Below are 16,018 nucleotides of genomic sequence, written 5' to 3'. Positions count from 1 at the left end.
CGATGGCATGATCGAGGAGCGATACGTATGAACGCCGTCCGCGTGCATCAGTCCGGGGGACCGGAGGTCTTGACGTTCGAAGAACTGCCCACGCCGGCGCCCGGTCCCGCCGAGGCGCTCGTCCGGATCGAGGCGATCGGCGTCAATTTCGTCGACATCTATCAGCGCGAGGGCATCTACAAAATGTCCCTGCCGTTCACGGCCGGCAGCGAGGCGGCGGGCGTGGTGGACTCGGTCGGCCGCGAGGTCGCGGACGTCAAGCCCGGCGACCGGGTCGCCTACACGGGCGTGCTCGGCGCCTACGCGACGCACGCCGTGGCGCCCGCGGCGCGCCTCGTGAAGCTGCCCGCCGGCGTCGAGACCAAGACGGCGGCCGCCGCGATGCTCCAGGGCATCACCGCCCACTATCTGACCCACTCGACCTACCCGCTCGGGCCGGCGGACACCGCGCTGCTTCATGCCGCGGCCGGGGGCGTCGGGCTGCTGCTCACCCAGATGGCGAAGATGCGCGGCGCCAAGCTCATCGGTACGGTCTCGACCGAGGCGAAAGCGGCGCTCGCGCGCGGGGCCGGCGCCGACCACGTGATCTTGTACGAGCAGCAGGACTTCGAGGCGGAGACGAAGCGCATCACCGGCGGGCGCGGCGTGCAGGTCGTCTACGATTCCGTCGGCAAGACCACGTTCGATAAGAGCATGAACTGTCTCGCGCCCCGCGGTTATCTCGTCGCGTTCGGCCAATCGAGCGGGGTGGTCCCGCCGGTCGACATCCAGGTGCTCAATCAAAAGGGCTCGCTGTTCCTGACGCGGCCGACGTCGCGCGATTACATGCTGACGCGCGAAGAGTACGCGAAGCGGGCCGGCGATGTGCTGGGGTGGATCGCCGCGGGCCGGATCAAGGTCAGGATCGACCGGACGTTCCCGCTGGTCCAGGCGGCCGAGGCGCACAAGGCGCTCGCGAGCCGGGTCACCGCCGGGAAGGTGCTGTTGATCCCCTAGATTCCGGGCCGGTCTGAAGGAAACACCCCCGCCGCACCGAACGCGAACCTCCACTTTTCGGAGGGGTGACGTTCGGATGAGACGCTGGAGCATCTCGGTTCTTGCATGGCCGGTTCTCGCGGCGGTCGTCGCGCTGCTCGCGCAGCCGGCCGTGTCGCAGCAGCCGCGGCGGGGCGGGACGGTCACGATCGCCCTCTATCAGGAACCCGAACTCCTCAACCCGCTGATCGCGTCGCAGACCGCCGCCTTCGAGGTGACGATTCTCACGGTCGAGGGGCTGCTGCGGGTCGGGCCCGACGGCAAGTATATTCCGCAGCTCGCCGCCGAGGTCCCGGACCAGAAGAACGGCGGGGTGTCCCCGGACGGGAAGACGATCACCTACCATCTGCGGCCCGGCGTCCTGTGGTCCGACGGGCAGCCGATGACCTGCGACGACGTGAAGTTCACGTGGCAGGTGCTCACGACCCCGAAGAGCGGCGCGATCTACACCAGCGGCTACGACCAGATCCAGAGCGTCGACTGTCCCAATCCGCAGACCGCCGTCGTGCGGTACAAGCAGCTGTACGCGCCGTTTCTCTCGCGCTTCGGCGACATTCTGCCTCGGCACGCCACCGGCGATCCCGCCAACATGACGAAGTGGCCGTACAACCGCAAGCCGGTCGGTACCGGGCCGTTCATGGTCACAGAGTGGGCGTCCGGAGACCACATCACGCTGGTCCGCAACCCGAATTACCGCGTCAAAGATCAGCCCTACCTCGACCGCGTGATCATCCGCGTCGTGCCGAGCCGGGAAGTCGGCAAGCAGTTGATCAAGACGGGCGACGTCGACGTTGTCTGGGACCTGATTGAATCGGACGTCCCGGAGCTCAAGGGCGCGTCGGGCGTGAAGATCGCCGCCGCGCCGGGTCCCTTCGCCGAGCGTCTTCTGCTTAACTTCGCGGACCCGTCCCTCGACGGCCCGGACGCCGCCGCGGTGAAGCAGCATCCGCACCCGATCCTCGGCGACCCGCGCGTGCGCGAGGCGATCGAGCTCGGCATCAACAAGCGTGAGATCACGAGCAAGCTGCTCTACGGTTTGGCGACCGTCGGGACCAACGAGCTGCACATCGGCTGGGCGGAGTGCGATACGCCGATCAGCACGTACAATCCCCCGCGGGCGCGGGCACTCTTACAAGAATCCGGCTGGGTCCCGGGTCCGGACGGCATCCGCGTCGCGAAGGGCGCGCGCTACGCAAAGGACGGCACGCGGCTCCGCCTGAAGCTGCAGACGACGACCGGCAACAAGCTCCGCGAAGAGGCCGAGCAGCTGATCATCGAGTACATGCGGACGATCGGCCTCGAGTTCTACATCGAGAACGTCCCGTCGCCGGTGCTGTTCGGGTCGTGGGCGAGCGGCGCGTTCCGCAAGCACGGCCATTTCGACGTCGTCATGTACACGACGAACCCCGACGTGGACCCGCAGTCGCAGGTCGAAGGTTACTTCGCCTCGTGGAAAATGCCGACGGCGCAGAACGGCGGCGACGGCTTCAATTACGCGCGCTATGCGAACCCGCAGGTGGACGCGGACGTGAAGAAGGCGGCCTCGTCGGCGGATCTCGGGGTGCGGCGCGCGGCGTACTGCGACGCGATGCATCAGATCGTCGCGGACCGGCCGCATATCTATCTCTACAGCCGGACCACGATCAGCGCCTACCGCGACCGGCTGCAGGGTTGGGTCACGAACGTCTGGGAAAATCTCGCCTGGAACGCGCAGGCGTGGTCGGTGGCGCGATAGGGGCGCGTCCGGCGCCGGCCGCATGATCCGCTACCTCGCCCGGCGCCTGCTGCAGGCGCTGCCGCTGCTGCTCCTCGTGAGCGCCGCGGTGTTTTTCCTGATCAACATCGTGCCGGGCGGCCCGACCGCCGCCTACGAGAACAACCCCCGGCTGACGTCGGAGGATATCGCGCGGATCGAGGCGGAGCTCGGCCTCAACCAGCCGATTCACGTCCGCTACCTTCGGTGGCTGGGGGCCGTCGCCCACGGCGACTGGGGCTATTCGCTCGTCACCAAGCGGCCGGTGCTGGTGGAGATCGGCGAGCGGTTTCCCAACACGCTGTACCTGATCGGCATTCAATACCTGGTGACGCTCGCGATCGCGATCCCGGCCGGCACGCTTTCGGCGGTGCGGCAGTACTCGGTGTTCGACCACGCCACCACCACGGTCGCGTTCATGGGCCAGTCCATCCCGATCTTCTGGTTTGGGCTGATCCTGATCATCGTGTTCCACGTCACGCTCCGCAACCCGCTGAGCGGCCTGCCGCTCCTGCCGGCCGGCGGCATGTACACGATCGGCGAGCCGTTCTCGGCCGGCGATCGGATTCAGCACCTCATCCTGCCGGTGGCGATGCTGACGCTCGCCAACTGCGCGGCGATCGTGCGATACGTGCGCGCCAGCATGATCGAGGTGCTGCACGCGGACTACATCCGGACCGCGCGCTCGAAGGGCGCGAGCGGCCGGCGCGTCGTCTGGGGCCACGCGCTGAAGAACGCGGCCCTCCCGGTCGTGACGATCATCGCGCTCGACCTGCCCGTCCTGTTCGGCGGGGCGCTGTTCACCGAGACGATCTTCAGCTGGCCGGGGATGGGCCGGCTGTTCTACGACTCCGCGCTGCGGTTCGACTACGCGCTGTTGATGAGCATCGTGATGATCACGGCGATCCTGATCGTGCTCTCGAACCTGGCCGCGGACGTCGGCTACGCCTACCTCGATCCCCGGATCAGGTACGGCTGATGAGCCGTCCCGTGCCGGCCGTGGCGCTGGACCCGGCCCCGGCGCGGACCGGCGGGGCGGGAGACCGCCGCCGCCACCGCACGGCCGCGCGCCTGGCATGGGACAGCTTCCGGCGCCACCGGATGGCGCTCGCGGGCCTCGCGGTCCTCACCGTCTTCGCGCTCGCGTCGGCGGCGCCGCGGCTCGCCTCGCCGTACGATCCGCAGACGGCCGACCTCGACCACCGGCTCGCGGCGCCCACCTGGGCGCATCCGATGGGCACCGACGACCTCGGCCGGGACCTGCTCACCCGCGTGCTGTACGGCGGCCGGGTCTCGCTGACGATCGGCGTGGCGGCGATGGCGCTCGCGGTCACGCTGGGGACCGCGGTCGGCGCGCTCGCCGGATTCTACGGCGGGTGGGTCGACAACGTGCTGATGCGTTTCACCGACCTCGTGCTGTCGTTCCCGCAGCTGTTCGTGCTGATCGTGCTCGCGCTGGTGCTGCGCAACCTGGCGCTGCCGCTGCTGCGCGGCAGCGCGGGCAGCGTGCTGCCGATCGTGCTCGTCATCGCCGTGACGTCGTGGATGCCGGTGGCGCGGCTCGTGCGCGCCACGTTTTTGTCGCTGCGCGAGGCGACCTTCGTGGAAGCAGCGCGGGGACTCGGAGTCCGCAACGGCCGGATCATCGCGCGCCACGTCCTGCCGAACAGCCTCGGCCCGATCATCGTCGCGGCGACGCTGCGGGTGGCGAGCTCCATCATCACGGAGTCCGGGCTGAGCTTTCTCGGGTTCGGGGTCCAGCCGCCGACGCCGACCTGGGGCAACATGCTGAACGCCGCGCAGGACCAGATGACGAGCGCCCCGTGGACGGCCGTCTATCCGGGGCTCATGATCTTCCTGACGGTGATCGCCATCAACTACGTGGGCGACGGCCTGCGGGACGCCGTGGACCCGCACCACATCAAGTAAGGCGCACCGCCGGGGACGCCCGGCGCCGAGCGAGGTGCCACGCCGATGCCGCGGATTCTCGTCGCGGAGTGCATGCAGGAGATCTCGTCCTTCAACCCGCTGCCGAGCGAGTATGACAACTTCGCCGTCCGGCGCGGAGAGGAGCTGTTCGCCCAGCGCGGCCGCAACAGCGCCGTCGGCGGCGCGCTCGCGGTTTTCGCCGAACGGCCCGACCTCGAGGTCGTGCCGGCCTACAGCGCCCGCGCCGGCAGCGCCGGCCTTCTCTCGCGCGCGGGGTGGGAGCGGCTGTCCACCGAGTTCCTGACCGAGGCCGCCGCCCGCGCGAAGGGCGCGGACGCGGTCTACGTCTCGATGCACGGCGCGATGGGCGCCGACGGCGAGCTCGATCCGGAAGGGTTCCTGCTCGAGCGGGTGCGCGGCATCGTCGGACCGGAGATCCCGATCGTCGTCTCGCTCGACCTCCACGGCATCCTCACCGCGCGGATGCTGCGGCAGATCGACGGGCTCGCCGTGTACCACACCTACCCGCACGTCGACTTCGCCGATACCGGCGCCCGCGCCGCGCGGCTGCTGCTGCGCGTTCTCGACGAGCGCGCGCGGCCGGTCATCGCCCGCGTCACGGTGCCCGCGCTCGTCCGGGGCGACGAACTGATCACCAAGTCGGGCTGTTACGGCGACGTGATCCGGGAAGCGCAGCGGCTCGAACGGGAAGGCCGGGCCCTCGCGGCCGCGATGATGATCGGCAACCCCTTCACCGACGTGCCGGAGCTGTGCAGCCAGGCGGTCGTCGTCACCGACGGCGACGCGGAGCTCGCGGCCGGCGAGGCGACCCGCCTCGCCGGCGAGTTCTGGCCCAACCGGTTCCGGATGCAGGGCAAGCTCATCGCGCTCGACCGGGCCATCGCCCAGGCCGGGCAGATGCGGGGTCCCGTCATCTTTACCGACGCGGCCGACGCGACCTCGTCGGGAGCGACCGGCGACAGCAACGCGATCCTGGCCGCGCTGTTGAAGAGCGGGTACGACCGGCCGGCGCTCGTGCCGATCGTCGATCCGGCCGCGGCCGCCGAAGCGCACCGCGCCGGCGTCGGGCGCACCGTCCGCGTGCGGCTCGGCGGCGTCCTCGACAAGCGCTTCACGCCGGTCGAGGTCGCGGCGACGGTCGACATGCTCTCGTCCGGCCGCGCGGTCCTGGAGACGAGCGGCGGCGAGCTGAACGCGGGGCCGACCGCGGTGCTCCTCGCCGGCGCGATCACGATCGTGGTGATGACGCGGTCCGTCAGCCTCTTCGACCGCGCGATGTTTCTCGCGCACGGCCGCGATCCCCGCGCCTACAGCCTGGTCGTCGTCAAGTCGCCGCACTGCGAGCCGCACATGTTCGACGAATGGGCGGAGAAGGACTTCAACATCGACGCGCCCGGCGCGACGAGCGCGAACCTCCGATCGCTCGGACACCGGATCTGCCGGCGGCCGATGTTCCCCCTGGACGACGAGGTCGCATTCTCGCCGGCCCCGGAGGTGTTCCGCCGGCCGTAGGGCAGGAGATCGGGGCGTATCTCGAAATAGGGTTCCGCGGGTCGGCCACCGCAGCGTGGCCGTTCGCGCGGTCGTTGCGGGAGGGAAGCGAATGTCGCTCGGTCGGAGCCGCTCCATTGCCGCCGCCGCTGCCGCGCTCGTGCTGACGGCGCTGCTCGTTCCGCGCGGCCCCGGCGTGTCCGCGGCCGCGCCCGCCGTCCTGCGCGTCGGCGCGATTTCGCCGCGCCTCGCCAGCCTGCCGGAGTTCATGGCCGGCGACCTGTTGAGCCGGCGCGGGTACCGGGTCGAGTGGCAGCATTTCCAGTCCGACGGCGCGATCATTCAGGCGATGGCCGGGCGCGCGCTCGACTTCGCGATCGCGACGCCCGTGGCGGCGGCCCACGCCAACGAGCAGGGCGCGCCGGTTCGCATGATCACCGTCGCCTGGGCCACGCTGGACTGGGTCCTCGTCGCCCGGCAGGGCATCGCGACGATCAACGACCTGTCCGGCCGGACGGTCGCCATCTCGTCTCCGGGCTCCCCGACGGACATTCTCTTCCGCCGGCTGTTGGAGACCCGCAACCTCACCCCGGAACGCCTCCGCGTCACGATGGCGCGCGTCGGGGCGACCGGCGCGCGCGCCGCGGCGCTGGAGTCGGGGCGGGCCGACGCCGCGTGGCTCGGCTACGATTACGCCTACGAACTGATCAAGAAAGGCGGCTTCCACGTCCTCGAAAACATCTCCGTGGCCAAGGCGGTGCCGGGCTTCCTCATCGCCGTGTGGATGGCGAGTCAGCCGTACATCGACACGCACCGCGAGGCCGTGCTGGCCGCGGTGCAGGCGCAGATCGAGGCCAACCGGTGGGCGCACAACAGGATCGCGTTCATCGACGAGGCCCTTCGCGCCCGGTGGCCGGGCATGGAGCCGCTGCCGCGCGATGTGGTCGAGTGGGCGTACGACCGCTACATCCAGGACGACATCTTCCCGGTCAACGGCGGGCTTACGCCCGCGGCGCTCAACTCCACGTTCGAGATCGCCAGGCTGACGGGCGACCTCTCGCGGATCCCGGCGCCGGGCGACGTGGCGGTGTTCCAGATCCAGGACGCCGTGCTCGCGAAGATCGGACGGCGGTAGTCCGTCCGCGCCGTGCCCGGACTGCGCGTCGATCGGGTTTCGAAGGCGTTCCGCGGATCCCCCGCGGCCGGCGCCGGCCGGAACGGCGGCGAAACCGGCCGCCGGGACCTGCGCGTGCTGCACGAGATCAGCTTCGCGGTTCAGCCCGAGCAGATCGTCGGCATCATCGGCCCGAGCGGCTGCGGCAAGACGACGCTCCTCAAGATTCTCGCCGGGCTCGAGACCGCGGACGCCGGCGCGGCCACGCTCAACGGCTCCGCGGTCACGCGTCCGCGGCCGGACATCGCCATCGTCTTCCAGTTGTTCAACCTGTTCCCGTGGCGCACGGTGCTCGGCAACGTGGAGTTCGGTCTGCAGATGCAGCGCGTGCCGGCCCCCGAGCGACGGGAGCGGGCGGCGCGGTTGGTCGCGATGGTCGGCCTCGCGGGCTTCGAGCGCTATTTCCCGCATCAGCTGTCGGGCGGGATGCAGCAGCGGGTCGGCCTGGCCCGCGCGCTCGCGATCGACCCCGCGCTGCTCCTGCTGGACGAGCCGTTCGGGGCGCTCGACTACCAGACCGCCGAGCGGCTGCGCGAGGAGCTGTTGAAGATCCAGTCGCAGGCGGCGAAAATGATGGTGCTCGTGACGCACAACATCGACGAGGCCCTGTACCTGTGCGACCGGGTGCTGGTGTTCTCGCCGCGCCCCGGGCGGGTGACCCTCGAGATCGAGCCGCGCTTCCCGCAGCCGCGCTGGGCGCACGACATCTACGCGGTGCCGGAGTTCACGCGGCTGCGCGCGGAGATCAAGGCGCTGGTGATGGGGGCGGAGGCGTGAGCGACCAGCCCGGCGCGGTGCCGGCTTCCGGCCGGCCAGCGGCCGGCCACCATGAAATTGAAGCCGCCCGTCCGCGCTGGGCGTCGGGCATCCGCCGGCCGGGGGGCCGCCCGCTGATTCCCGCGGCGGCGTGGCTGCCCACCGCCGGCTCGCTCCTCGTGTTCCTCGCGGTCTGGCAGATCCTGTCGCGCTTCTACCCGCCGATCCTGCTGCCCGGACCGGCCGCGACCTTCGGCGCGCTGTGGGACCTCTTCGCGCGCGACAACCTCGCGCGCGCGTTCGCGACGAGCATCCAGTCGCTGCTGATCGGGCTGGGCCTGGCCATCCCGACCGGCATCGTGCTCGGCTTTCTCGCCGGGGTGTCGCGCCCGGTCGAGCGCGCGATCGGTCCGTTCCTCGACGCGCTGTACGTCACGCCCAAGATCATGCTGATCCCGCTGTTCATCATCTGGTTCGGGGTCGGCACCGAGGCGCGCATCGCCTACATCTTCGTCGTCTCGTACTTCCCGCTGGTCGTCAACACGTTCGCCGGCGTGCGGTCGATGCGCGACGAGTTCACGGAGACGGCGCGGGCGTTTCTCGCCGGACCGCTCGAGATGTTCCGGGACGTGTACCTGCCCGGCTCGATCCCGTTCATCGTCGCGGGCATCCGCCTCGCGCTGGGGCACGCGATCGTCGGCATGATCACCGCGGAGATGTTCCTGGCGATCGTGGGCCTGGGCTACATGGTGGTGAACTTCGGCAACCGGCTGGCGACCGCCAAGGTGCTGGCGCTCGCGATCTTCGTCTCGCTGTTCGGCGTCGCCGTGACCGAGCTGGTGAAGTGGTCCGAGCACCGTCTCGCGCCCTGGACGCGGCGCGACACGTCGAGCTGAGGGCTAGGCACCCCCGGGCGGTCTAGCGCTTCGCGGCCGCCCCTTCCCGCAGGGACGCCTCCAGCGCGTCCACCGCGCGGCGCATCAATTCAGGATGCGCCTGCGTGCCGAGGTGCCCGATCCGGATGACCTTCCCGGCGAGCTGTTCCAGGCCGCCGGAGATCGCGAAGCCGCGCGTGTGCATGTTGCGGATCAGCGCGGTCGCGTCGACCCCCTCGGGCGGATAGGCGACGGTCACCGTCGGCGAGGCCCACCGCGCGTCGACGAACAGCCGGAAGCCGATGCGCTCGAGGCCCTCGCGGAGCGCCGCCTGGGCGCGGCGGTGCCGCTCGAACCGTTTCTCGAGCCCTTCGTCCAGAATGAGCTGCAGCGCCCGGTCGAGCGCCAGGATCAGGTTGCTCGGGATGGTCACAGGATACGGATGGTGCGCGCCCCACTCGCGCTCGAAGCGGCGCCACGTGCGGAGGTTCAGGTACCAGCCGTGTGAGGCCGGCTGCCGGTCGATGACCTCCCAGCCGGCCTTGGTGATCGCGACCGGCGCGAGCCCCGGCGGGGTCTCGAGGCACTTCTGCGACGCGGTGGACACCGCGGCGAGTCCCCAGGCGTCGGTTTCGACCGGCGCGCCGCCGAGCGACGACACGGCGTCCACCGCGACGGCGGCGCCCTCGGGCCGGACGGCCGCGGCGATCTCGCGCACCGGGTTGAGCACGCCGGTCGACGTGTCGCTGTGCACGACGGCGATCAGCGGCAGCTTGTGCGTCCGCACCCACTTGCGGACGTCGTCGGGATCGGCCGGCCGGTCCCACGCCACCTCGAGCACCTCGACGTTCTTGGAGTAGGACCGGGCGATCTCGACGACGCGGTTGCCGAAGAAGCCGTTGGCGACGACGCCGATCCGGCCGTCCGCACCGGCGAGGCTGCCGACGACGGCGTCGATGCCGCCGCTCCCGGAGGCGGGGATCGGATAGACCGACCCCGCGGTCACGAACACCCGGCGCAGCCGCGCGACGAACCGCTCGTACTGCGGCATCCAGTCGGGACCGTAGTGCTGCTCGACCTGGTGCCCCATGACTTCCAGGACCTGGTCCGAGACCGGGATCGGGCCGGGGATCAGCAGTTCGATATGGCGCGGGTCCATCGCGTGGACGACCTCCTCGGCGGGTCCGGCGAGTGCTGTGTCGAGGCGCGGCGGCCGGACGGCGCCCGAATATTCGCCTTCGGGGAGGGGCGGAACCGCTCCTCCGTTTACTCCGCCTCGGACCGGCGCGCTCGCGCATGCCCGGGTGGCGTTCGCCGGCCGCGCGTGGCATGATCGAAGAAATCACTGCCGGGAGCGATGCCGATGGAGCTCGACATGCCGCGGGTGTTCGAGTATCTTGCCGCCGCCCGCGGGCGTCTGCTGGGATGGGTGCGAAACCTCGAGGCCGAGCGGCCCGGCGCGTACGCGCAGTTCTTCCCATTCGGCCCCGGCTCGATCCGGGCGACGCTGCTCCACGTGGCGGCCGCGGAGTGGGCGTACGTGGAGCGGCTGGCCGGGCGCGACTTTCCGCTCACCGACAGTCCGTTTACCCCGGAGCGGCTCCCCGAACTCGAGCCGTTCGTGCGCGCGTGGGACGCGCAGACCGTCCGGACCGCCGCGGCGATCAGAACGCTCGGCGATCCCGCGCGCCCGGTCGAGTTCATCTCGCGCGTGGGGCCGCCGATGCGCGCCCGCACGACGGCCGGACAGATCGCGCTGCATATGGTGCTGCACGAGGTGCACCACCGCGCGCAGGTGATGGCGATGCTGCGCCAATGCGGCGTCCGCGCGGAGAATCTGGATTATTCGTTCCTCGCGTTCGTCCGGACGCCGCTCGAGCGATAGAACGCACCGCGGCGGTATCTTGGGAGGTGGAATGTGGAGCGCCGGAATTATTCGTCGGGCACGCCGTGGGAGCCGATCGTCGGCTACTCGCGGGCCGTGCGGGTCGGGCAGTCCGTGCACGTGGCCGGCACCACGGCGACGGATGCCAGCGGGAAGATCGTGGGGCCTGGAGACGCGTACGCGCAGGCCGTGCAGGTGCTGAAGAACATCGGCGCGGCTCTGCGCGGACTCGATTGCCGCCTCGAGGACGTGGTCCGGACGCGGATCTTCATCACCAACGCCGGCGATTGGGAGGCGGTGGGGCGCGCGCACGGCGAGGTCTTCCGCGACATCCGGCCCGCCTGCACGCTCGTCGTCGTGAGCCGGCTCGTCGACCCGGCGATGCTGGTCGAGATCGAGGCGGACGCGATCGCGGTGTGAGCGCGGCGGCCGCGCGGACCGGCCCGGTGGTGTGCGCTACACTGTCACGCGGAAGTGCGCCGAGAACGCCCGGCGTCCGTCCGCGGTGATCCGTACCGCGCGGCTTGTTTTCATGGGCTCGATCCAGCCGTTTTCGACGAAGCGCGCGAGCAGCGCGGACCCCAGGGCGCCGGCCACGTGGGCGCGCCGTTCGGTCCAGTCGGCACACTGACGGGCAAACGCCCGCCGCTGCTTCCGAACCTCGGCGATCTCGATGCCGAGCCGCGCCAGAAACCGGGGAGCGGACCGCCCGAGACGGTACTCGCGACCCGTACCGACGATCACACGGCGCTCGACCAGGGAGTCCGTGATCTGGACGCCGAGCCGGCCCGCGAGGTGGTCGTAGCAGGTGCGGGCCGCGCGCAGCGCCTCCAAGGTGGTGGCCTGCGTCAACGCCACGACCGCGGGCGGTTTGGCGACGGCGCCGAGGGCCTCGAGGGCGTGCGCGACGTCGCGGTTGGCGAGCCGGTGATAACGGTGGCGGCCTGAGCGCTCCACGGCCAGCAGCCCCCCGCCCACGAGCTTCCGGAGATGCATGCTCGCCGAGGAGGCGGACACGGACGCCCGCCGGGCCAGTTCCGTGGCGGACAGCGCGCCGCCGTCCAGCAGCGCGTACATCATGGCGGCGCGCGCCGGGTCGCCGAGGAGCGACGCGATTTCTGCCACGTCGGGGTCGGAAGAATACGGCATCACGCACCTCCGCGGTAGAGCCTACATCACAGATACTTCATCGGATCATGAAATGTCAATTGCAGGTCTGCACTTGACAGCCGGATCATGTTTCTATAGTATTCGAAATACGGAAATTACGCGGACTTCGGACGGGGTGGGCGGACGGTGAGCGAGTCGACGGCGCGGGACGGAACCGAGGACGTCGCCCGGTACGCGGACATGTTCGCCGCGATCGGGACGGAGCCGCGGCTGCGGATCCTGCGCCTGCTGCTCTCCGCGCATCCGGACGGCCTCGTCGCCGGCGAGATCCAGGCCGAACTCGACATTCCGGCGTCCACGCTGTCGCATCATCTCGAAAAGCTCCGTCACGAAGGTCTCGTGACCGTGCGGCGGGAGGGGACGTTCCTCCGGTACGCCGCGGGAGCCGAGACGCTTCGGGCGCTGCTGGGATTCTTGTACGCGGAATGCTGCACGCGGAGCGGCGCGGTCGATCCGAAAGAGATCGCCTGGGTGGGACGGTCGCCGAGCCGGCGGTAACGCGCCCGGCGGCCGGCCGTCGCGCGGCATCGATGTCATTGGGACGAGGTGGTGGGGAGATGGCGGAGACGGCGGACATCAAACTGGTGGTGCGCGAGAAGTACGCGAACGCGGCGCGGCGCGCCTCGGCGGGCGAGGCCGGTTGCTGCGGGAGCGCCTGCGGCTGCGGCACGGACGACGGCGGCGGCGACGTGATCACGTCCAACCTGTATGCCGGCCAGGACGTCGCGGACCTGCCGAGAGAGGCCGTCGCGGCGTCCCTGGGCTGCGGCAACCCGACGGCGCTCGCGGATCTGCGCCCCGGCGAAACGGTCCTGGATCTCGGCTCCGGCGGCGGCATTGACGTGCTGCTGTCGGCCAAGCGCGTCGGTCCCTCCGGCAAGGCCTACGGGCTCGACATGACCGACGAGATGCTCGCGCTCGCCCGGGAGAATCAGCGCAAGGCGGGCCTCGCGAACGTGGAGTTCCTGAAGGGCGAAATCGAACAGATCCCGCTGCCGGACAACTCCGTCGACGTCATCATCTCGAACTGCGTCATCAATCTCTCCGGCGACAAGGACCGCGTCTTCGCGGAGGCCTTCCGGGTGCTCCGGCCGGGCGGCCGGTTCGCCGTCTCCGACGTCGTGGTGCGCGGTGAAGTCCCGGAGGCGATCCGGCGCAACATGGAGCTCTGGATCGGATGCGTGGCCGGCGCGCTCGAAGAATCCGACTACGCGGCAAGGCTGGCCAAGGCGGGCTTCGAAGGCGTCGCCCTCGAGCCCACGCGCGTCTACGACGTGGACGACGCCCGGGAGTTTCTCTCCGGGCACGGGATCGACGTGGAGGCGGTGGCGCCGCTGGTCGACCGGAAGTTCATGAGCGCGTTCGTCCGGGCCCGCAAGCCGGCGTAGATTTCACGGGTGCCGGCGGGGGCACGCCGGCGGTCAGCTCGTGCTGCCCGCCGGCGTGCTGCTCGTAAGCGAGCGGAACGCCACCAGGATGCCGGCGATGATCAGGGCGGACGAGGCCAGCTGCACGAGCGCGATCCGCTCGTGCAGCACGAGGCTGCCGAGGACCATCCCGAATACGGGCAGCAGGTTGTTGAACAACATCGCGTAGTCCGCGCCGAGGTCACGCACCGCGGCGCTCCAGCAGGCGTAGGCGATCGCCGACGGCCCGATCGCGAGATACACCAAAATTGGCAGGTGCGCGCCGATCGCCGCCCATAGGTGCGGCGGATGCTCGATCGCCACGACGGCGAGCAGGAACGGGAACCCCGTCAGCATTGCGCCCGAGGTGACGACGAGCGGCGACAGCGTCAGGCTCAACCGCTGCACCCCTAGATTGTAAAAGCCCCAGGTCACCATCGTCGCGATGATCAGCAGGGCGCCGGGGTCGGCTTCCAGCCGCGCCCCGTGGCTGGCGCCGAACGCCGTGACCAGGAATCCGCCGGCTACCGAGATGAGGAGCCCGCGGAACAGCCCCGGCGAGAACGGCGCGGCGCCGACGAGGACCGCGATCGTCGCCGTCACGAGCGGGCTCGCGGCGTTCAGGATGATCACGTTGGTCGCGAGACTCCAATGCAGCGCGAGATACGTCATGTACTGGCTCGCGACGATGCCGAGCAGCCCGAGGCCCACCATCGGGCCGAGCACGCGCCGGCCCTCGTGCGGCCACTCGTGGGTGGCCAGAATCCAGATGCCCATCGGCACGCCGGCGACGAGCGACCGAAAGGCGGCGATCGTGCCCGGCGTGAGCACGTCGCGCAGCTCCCGGCCGATGACGAAATTGGTGCTCCAGATGGCAATCGCGGCGATCGCGTAGAACTGGCCGCGGCGGAGGATGCGCTGGGGGGCGGTCACGGTCGACTCCAGTGTATAATGCAGCCGTGATCGTCGCCAGCCACCTTACCAAGCGTTTCGGCGACGCCGTGGTCGTCGACGATGTCTCGTTCGGCGTGCAAGCGGGGACGATCGTCGGGTTCCTCGGCCCGAACGGCGCCGGGAAGACGACGACGATCGGGATGCTGCTCGGCCTCCTGCGGCCGACGCGCGGGCACGTCGAGATCCTGGGGCTGCCGATGCCCGCGGCGCGTCAGGCGATTCTCGCCCGCGTCAACTTCACGTCGCCGTACGTCTCGCTGCCGGGCAATCTCACCGTCGGCGAGAACCTGGCTGTGTTCGCGCGGCTGTACGGCGTGCACAAGCCGCGTGCGGAGATGGAGCGGCTGCTCGACCGCATGGGTCTGCCCGGCATGTGGCGGAGGCGCACCGGGCAATTGTCGTCCGGTGAGGGGACCAGGTTCGGGCTCGTCAAAGCCCTGCTCAACGATCCCGAGGTGCTCTTCCTCGACGAGCCGACCGCCAGTCTCGATCCGGACGGCGCCGACCGCGTACGCCAGGCGCTGCGGACGATCCGCGCCGAGCGGGGCATGACGATCTTCTACACGTCTCACAACATGCAGGAGGTCGAGCGTCTCAGCGACCGGATTCTCTTTCTCCACCGCGGGCGCATCATCGCAGACGGGCCGCCCGGCGAGGTGCTGCGCCGGTTCGACGAGGAGACGCTCGAGCAGATGTTCCTCGATCTCGCGCGCGAGGAGCGCCCGGTGTGAGCGCCGTTGCGGCGGCCCGCGGGACCCCTCGCGTGTCCGGTTTCAGCGTGTCGCGCATGTCGGGTCTGCTGCTGCGGCAGCTGTACCTGTACCGGCGCAGCGCGATCCGGTCTCTGGAGATCGTGTACTGGCCGGTGCTCGATCTGCTTATGTGGGGTTTCCTCAGCGTTTACGTGGCCCGCCTGCGCGGCGGCGGGGCCCTCGCGATCGCGTACCTGCTCGGCGCGTTGATCCTGTGGGACATCTTTTTTCGCGTGCAGCAGGCGATCTCGGTCTCGTTCCTCGAGGACATCTGGACGCGCAACCTCGTGAACGTGTTCGTCAGCCCGGTGAGCACCGCCGAGTTCCTTGGCGCGACGATGGTGCTCGGCGTGATGAAGGTCGCCGTGATCAGCGTATTGATGTCGGCGATCGCGTGGGCGCTCTACACTTTCAACATCTTTCCGCACGCGCTCGGCCTCCTGCCATTTGCCGCCAACCTCATTTTGTCGGCGTGGGGAATGGGAATCATCACAACCGCGCTCATTCTCCGGTACGGTCAGGGCGCCGAGGTGCTCGCGTGGGCCGTAGCGTTTCTCTTCCAGCCCTTCTCCGCGGTGTTCTATCCGGTCTCGATCCTGCCTGCGGCGCTGCAGCGCGTCGCATGGTTGCTGCCGACCACGTACGCGTTCGAAGGCATGCGGACGGTGCTGAGCGGACATCCCGTGCCTTGGGGCGATGTCGCTGGGGCGCTGGGCCTGAACGCCGTGCTGTTCGGCATCGCCGCCGCGGTCTTCGCCCGCGTGATGTGGATCGCGCGGGAACTCGGCCTCTTGATGCGCACGGAGGGATGACCGCG

At 70.0% G+C, this 16,018-nt stretch carries 17 protein-coding genes; 14 read left to right on the top strand and 3 right to left on the bottom strand.

Annotated elements, in window-relative coordinates; genetic code table 11:
• The first annotated feature begins 27 nt into the window (after window positions 1–27).
• The 8 genes from VKT83_12245 (at window position 28) to VKT83_12210 (ending at window position 9,055) form a co-directional block, all read left to right on the top strand.
• Window positions 28–996: a quinone oxidoreductase gene (locus tag VKT83_12245; GenBank protein HLY23225.1), complete on the top strand. Its 969-nt coding sequence runs from the start codon at window positions 28–30 to the stop codon at window positions 994–996.
• Window positions 997–1,072: 76 nt separating this feature from the next.
• Window positions 1,073–2,770, top strand: coding sequence for a peptide ABC transporter substrate-binding protein (locus VKT83_12240; GenBank protein HLY23224.1), 1,698 nt, complete (start codon window positions 1,073–1,075; stop codon window positions 2,768–2,770).
• Between the two features lie 22 nt (window positions 2,771–2,792).
• A complete protein-coding gene (locus tag VKT83_12235; protein ID HLY23223.1) occupies window positions 2,793–3,767 on the top strand; it encodes an ABC transporter permease in 975 nt (324 codons plus the stop codon).
• Window positions 3,767–4,717 (top strand): oligopeptide ABC transporter permease, encoded by a 951-nt coding sequence (gene opp4C, locus VKT83_12230; protein HLY23222.1) that lies wholly within the window; start codon window positions 3,767–3,769, stop codon window positions 4,715–4,717. Before VKT83_12235 ends, opp4C begins: the two co-directional genes overlap by 1 nt.
• Window positions 4,718–4,762: 45 nt before the next feature.
• A complete protein-coding gene (locus VKT83_12225; protein HLY23221.1) occupies window positions 4,763–6,250 on the top strand; it encodes a M81 family metallopeptidase in 1,488 nt (495 codons plus the stop codon).
• Between the two features lie 91 nt (window positions 6,251–6,341).
• Entirely contained in the window at window positions 6,342–7,364 is a 1,023-nt protein-coding gene (locus VKT83_12220) for an ABC transporter substrate-binding protein (GenBank protein ID HLY23220.1), read from the top strand.
• A gap of 12 nt (window positions 7,365–7,376) precedes the next feature.
• The gene (locus VKT83_12215) at window positions 7,377–8,180 is read left to right on the top strand and encodes an ABC transporter ATP-binding protein (GenBank protein HLY23219.1); all 804 of its coding nucleotides are present in this window, start codon (window positions 7,377–7,379) and stop codon (window positions 8,178–8,180) included.
• Window positions 8,177–9,055, top strand: coding sequence for an ABC transporter permease (locus tag VKT83_12210; GenBank protein HLY23218.1), 879 nt, complete (start codon window positions 8,177–8,179; stop codon window positions 9,053–9,055). Before VKT83_12215 ends, VKT83_12210 begins: the two co-directional genes overlap by 4 nt.
• A gap of 22 nt (window positions 9,056–9,077) precedes the next feature.
• Here the strand turns inward: VKT83_12210 and VKT83_12205 are convergent, their stop codons facing one another.
• On the bottom strand, window positions 9,078–10,193 hold the full coding sequence (locus VKT83_12205; GenBank protein HLY23217.1) for an alanine--glyoxylate aminotransferase family protein: 1,116 nt from the start codon (window positions 10,191–10,193) through the stop codon (window positions 9,078–9,080).
• Window positions 10,194–10,397: 204 nt separating this feature from the next.
• Between VKT83_12205 and VKT83_12200 the strand changes: the two genes are divergently transcribed.
• Entirely contained in the window at window positions 10,398–10,919 is a 522-nt protein-coding gene (locus VKT83_12200; protein HLY23216.1) for a DinB family protein, read from the top strand.
• A gap of 33 nt (window positions 10,920–10,952) precedes the next feature.
• Complete coding sequence (locus tag VKT83_12195; protein ID HLY23215.1) at window positions 10,953–11,339, top strand: RidA family protein; 387 nt, start codon at window positions 10,953–10,955, stop codon at window positions 11,337–11,339.
• A 36-nt stretch (window positions 11,340–11,375) separates the two neighbouring features.
• Here VKT83_12195 and VKT83_12190 read toward each other — a convergent pair whose 3' ends face one another.
• Entirely contained in the window at window positions 11,376–12,068 is a 693-nt protein-coding gene (locus VKT83_12190; GenBank protein ID HLY23214.1) for a helix-turn-helix transcriptional regulator, read from the bottom strand.
• Window positions 12,069–12,215: 147 nt separating this feature from the next.
• On the opposite strand from VKT83_12190, the gene VKT83_12185 reads away from it, so the two are divergent.
• Window positions 12,216–12,587 (top strand): helix-turn-helix domain-containing protein, encoded by a 372-nt coding sequence (locus tag VKT83_12185; protein ID HLY23213.1) that lies wholly within the window; start codon window positions 12,216–12,218, stop codon window positions 12,585–12,587.
• 59 nt (window positions 12,588–12,646) lie between these two features.
• Complete coding sequence (locus VKT83_12180; protein ID HLY23212.1) at window positions 12,647–13,477, top strand: arsenite methyltransferase; 831 nt, start codon at window positions 12,647–12,649, stop codon at window positions 13,475–13,477.
• Window positions 13,478–13,510: 33 nt separating this feature from the next.
• Here the strand turns inward: VKT83_12180 and VKT83_12175 are convergent, their stop codons facing one another.
• A complete protein-coding gene (locus VKT83_12175; GenBank protein ID HLY23211.1) occupies window positions 13,511–14,428 on the bottom strand; it encodes a DMT family transporter in 918 nt (305 codons plus the stop codon).
• Between the two features lie 26 nt (window positions 14,429–14,454).
• Between VKT83_12175 and VKT83_12170 the strand changes: the two genes are divergently transcribed.
• Both VKT83_12170 and VKT83_12165 read left to right on the top strand, forming a co-directional pair.
• Window positions 14,455–15,180 (top strand): ABC transporter ATP-binding protein, encoded by a 726-nt coding sequence (locus tag VKT83_12170; protein ID HLY23210.1) that lies wholly within the window; start codon window positions 14,455–14,457, stop codon window positions 15,178–15,180.
• Entirely contained in the window at window positions 15,177–16,013 is an 837-nt protein-coding gene (locus VKT83_12165; GenBank protein HLY23209.1) for an ABC transporter permease, read from the top strand. The genes VKT83_12170 and VKT83_12165 overlap by 4 nt, the downstream gene beginning before the upstream one ends.
• Window positions 16,014–16,018: the final 5 nt, after the last annotated feature.

It is taken from the genome of bacterium, from assembly GCA_035308905.1.
In the GTDB taxonomy this organism is placed as follows: Bacteria; Sysuimicrobiota; Sysuimicrobiia; order Sysuimicrobiales; family Segetimicrobiaceae; genus DASSJF01.
The sequence above is the reverse complement of the archived record's forward strand: the minus strand, read 5'-3'. Positions and strand labels throughout refer to the sequence as shown.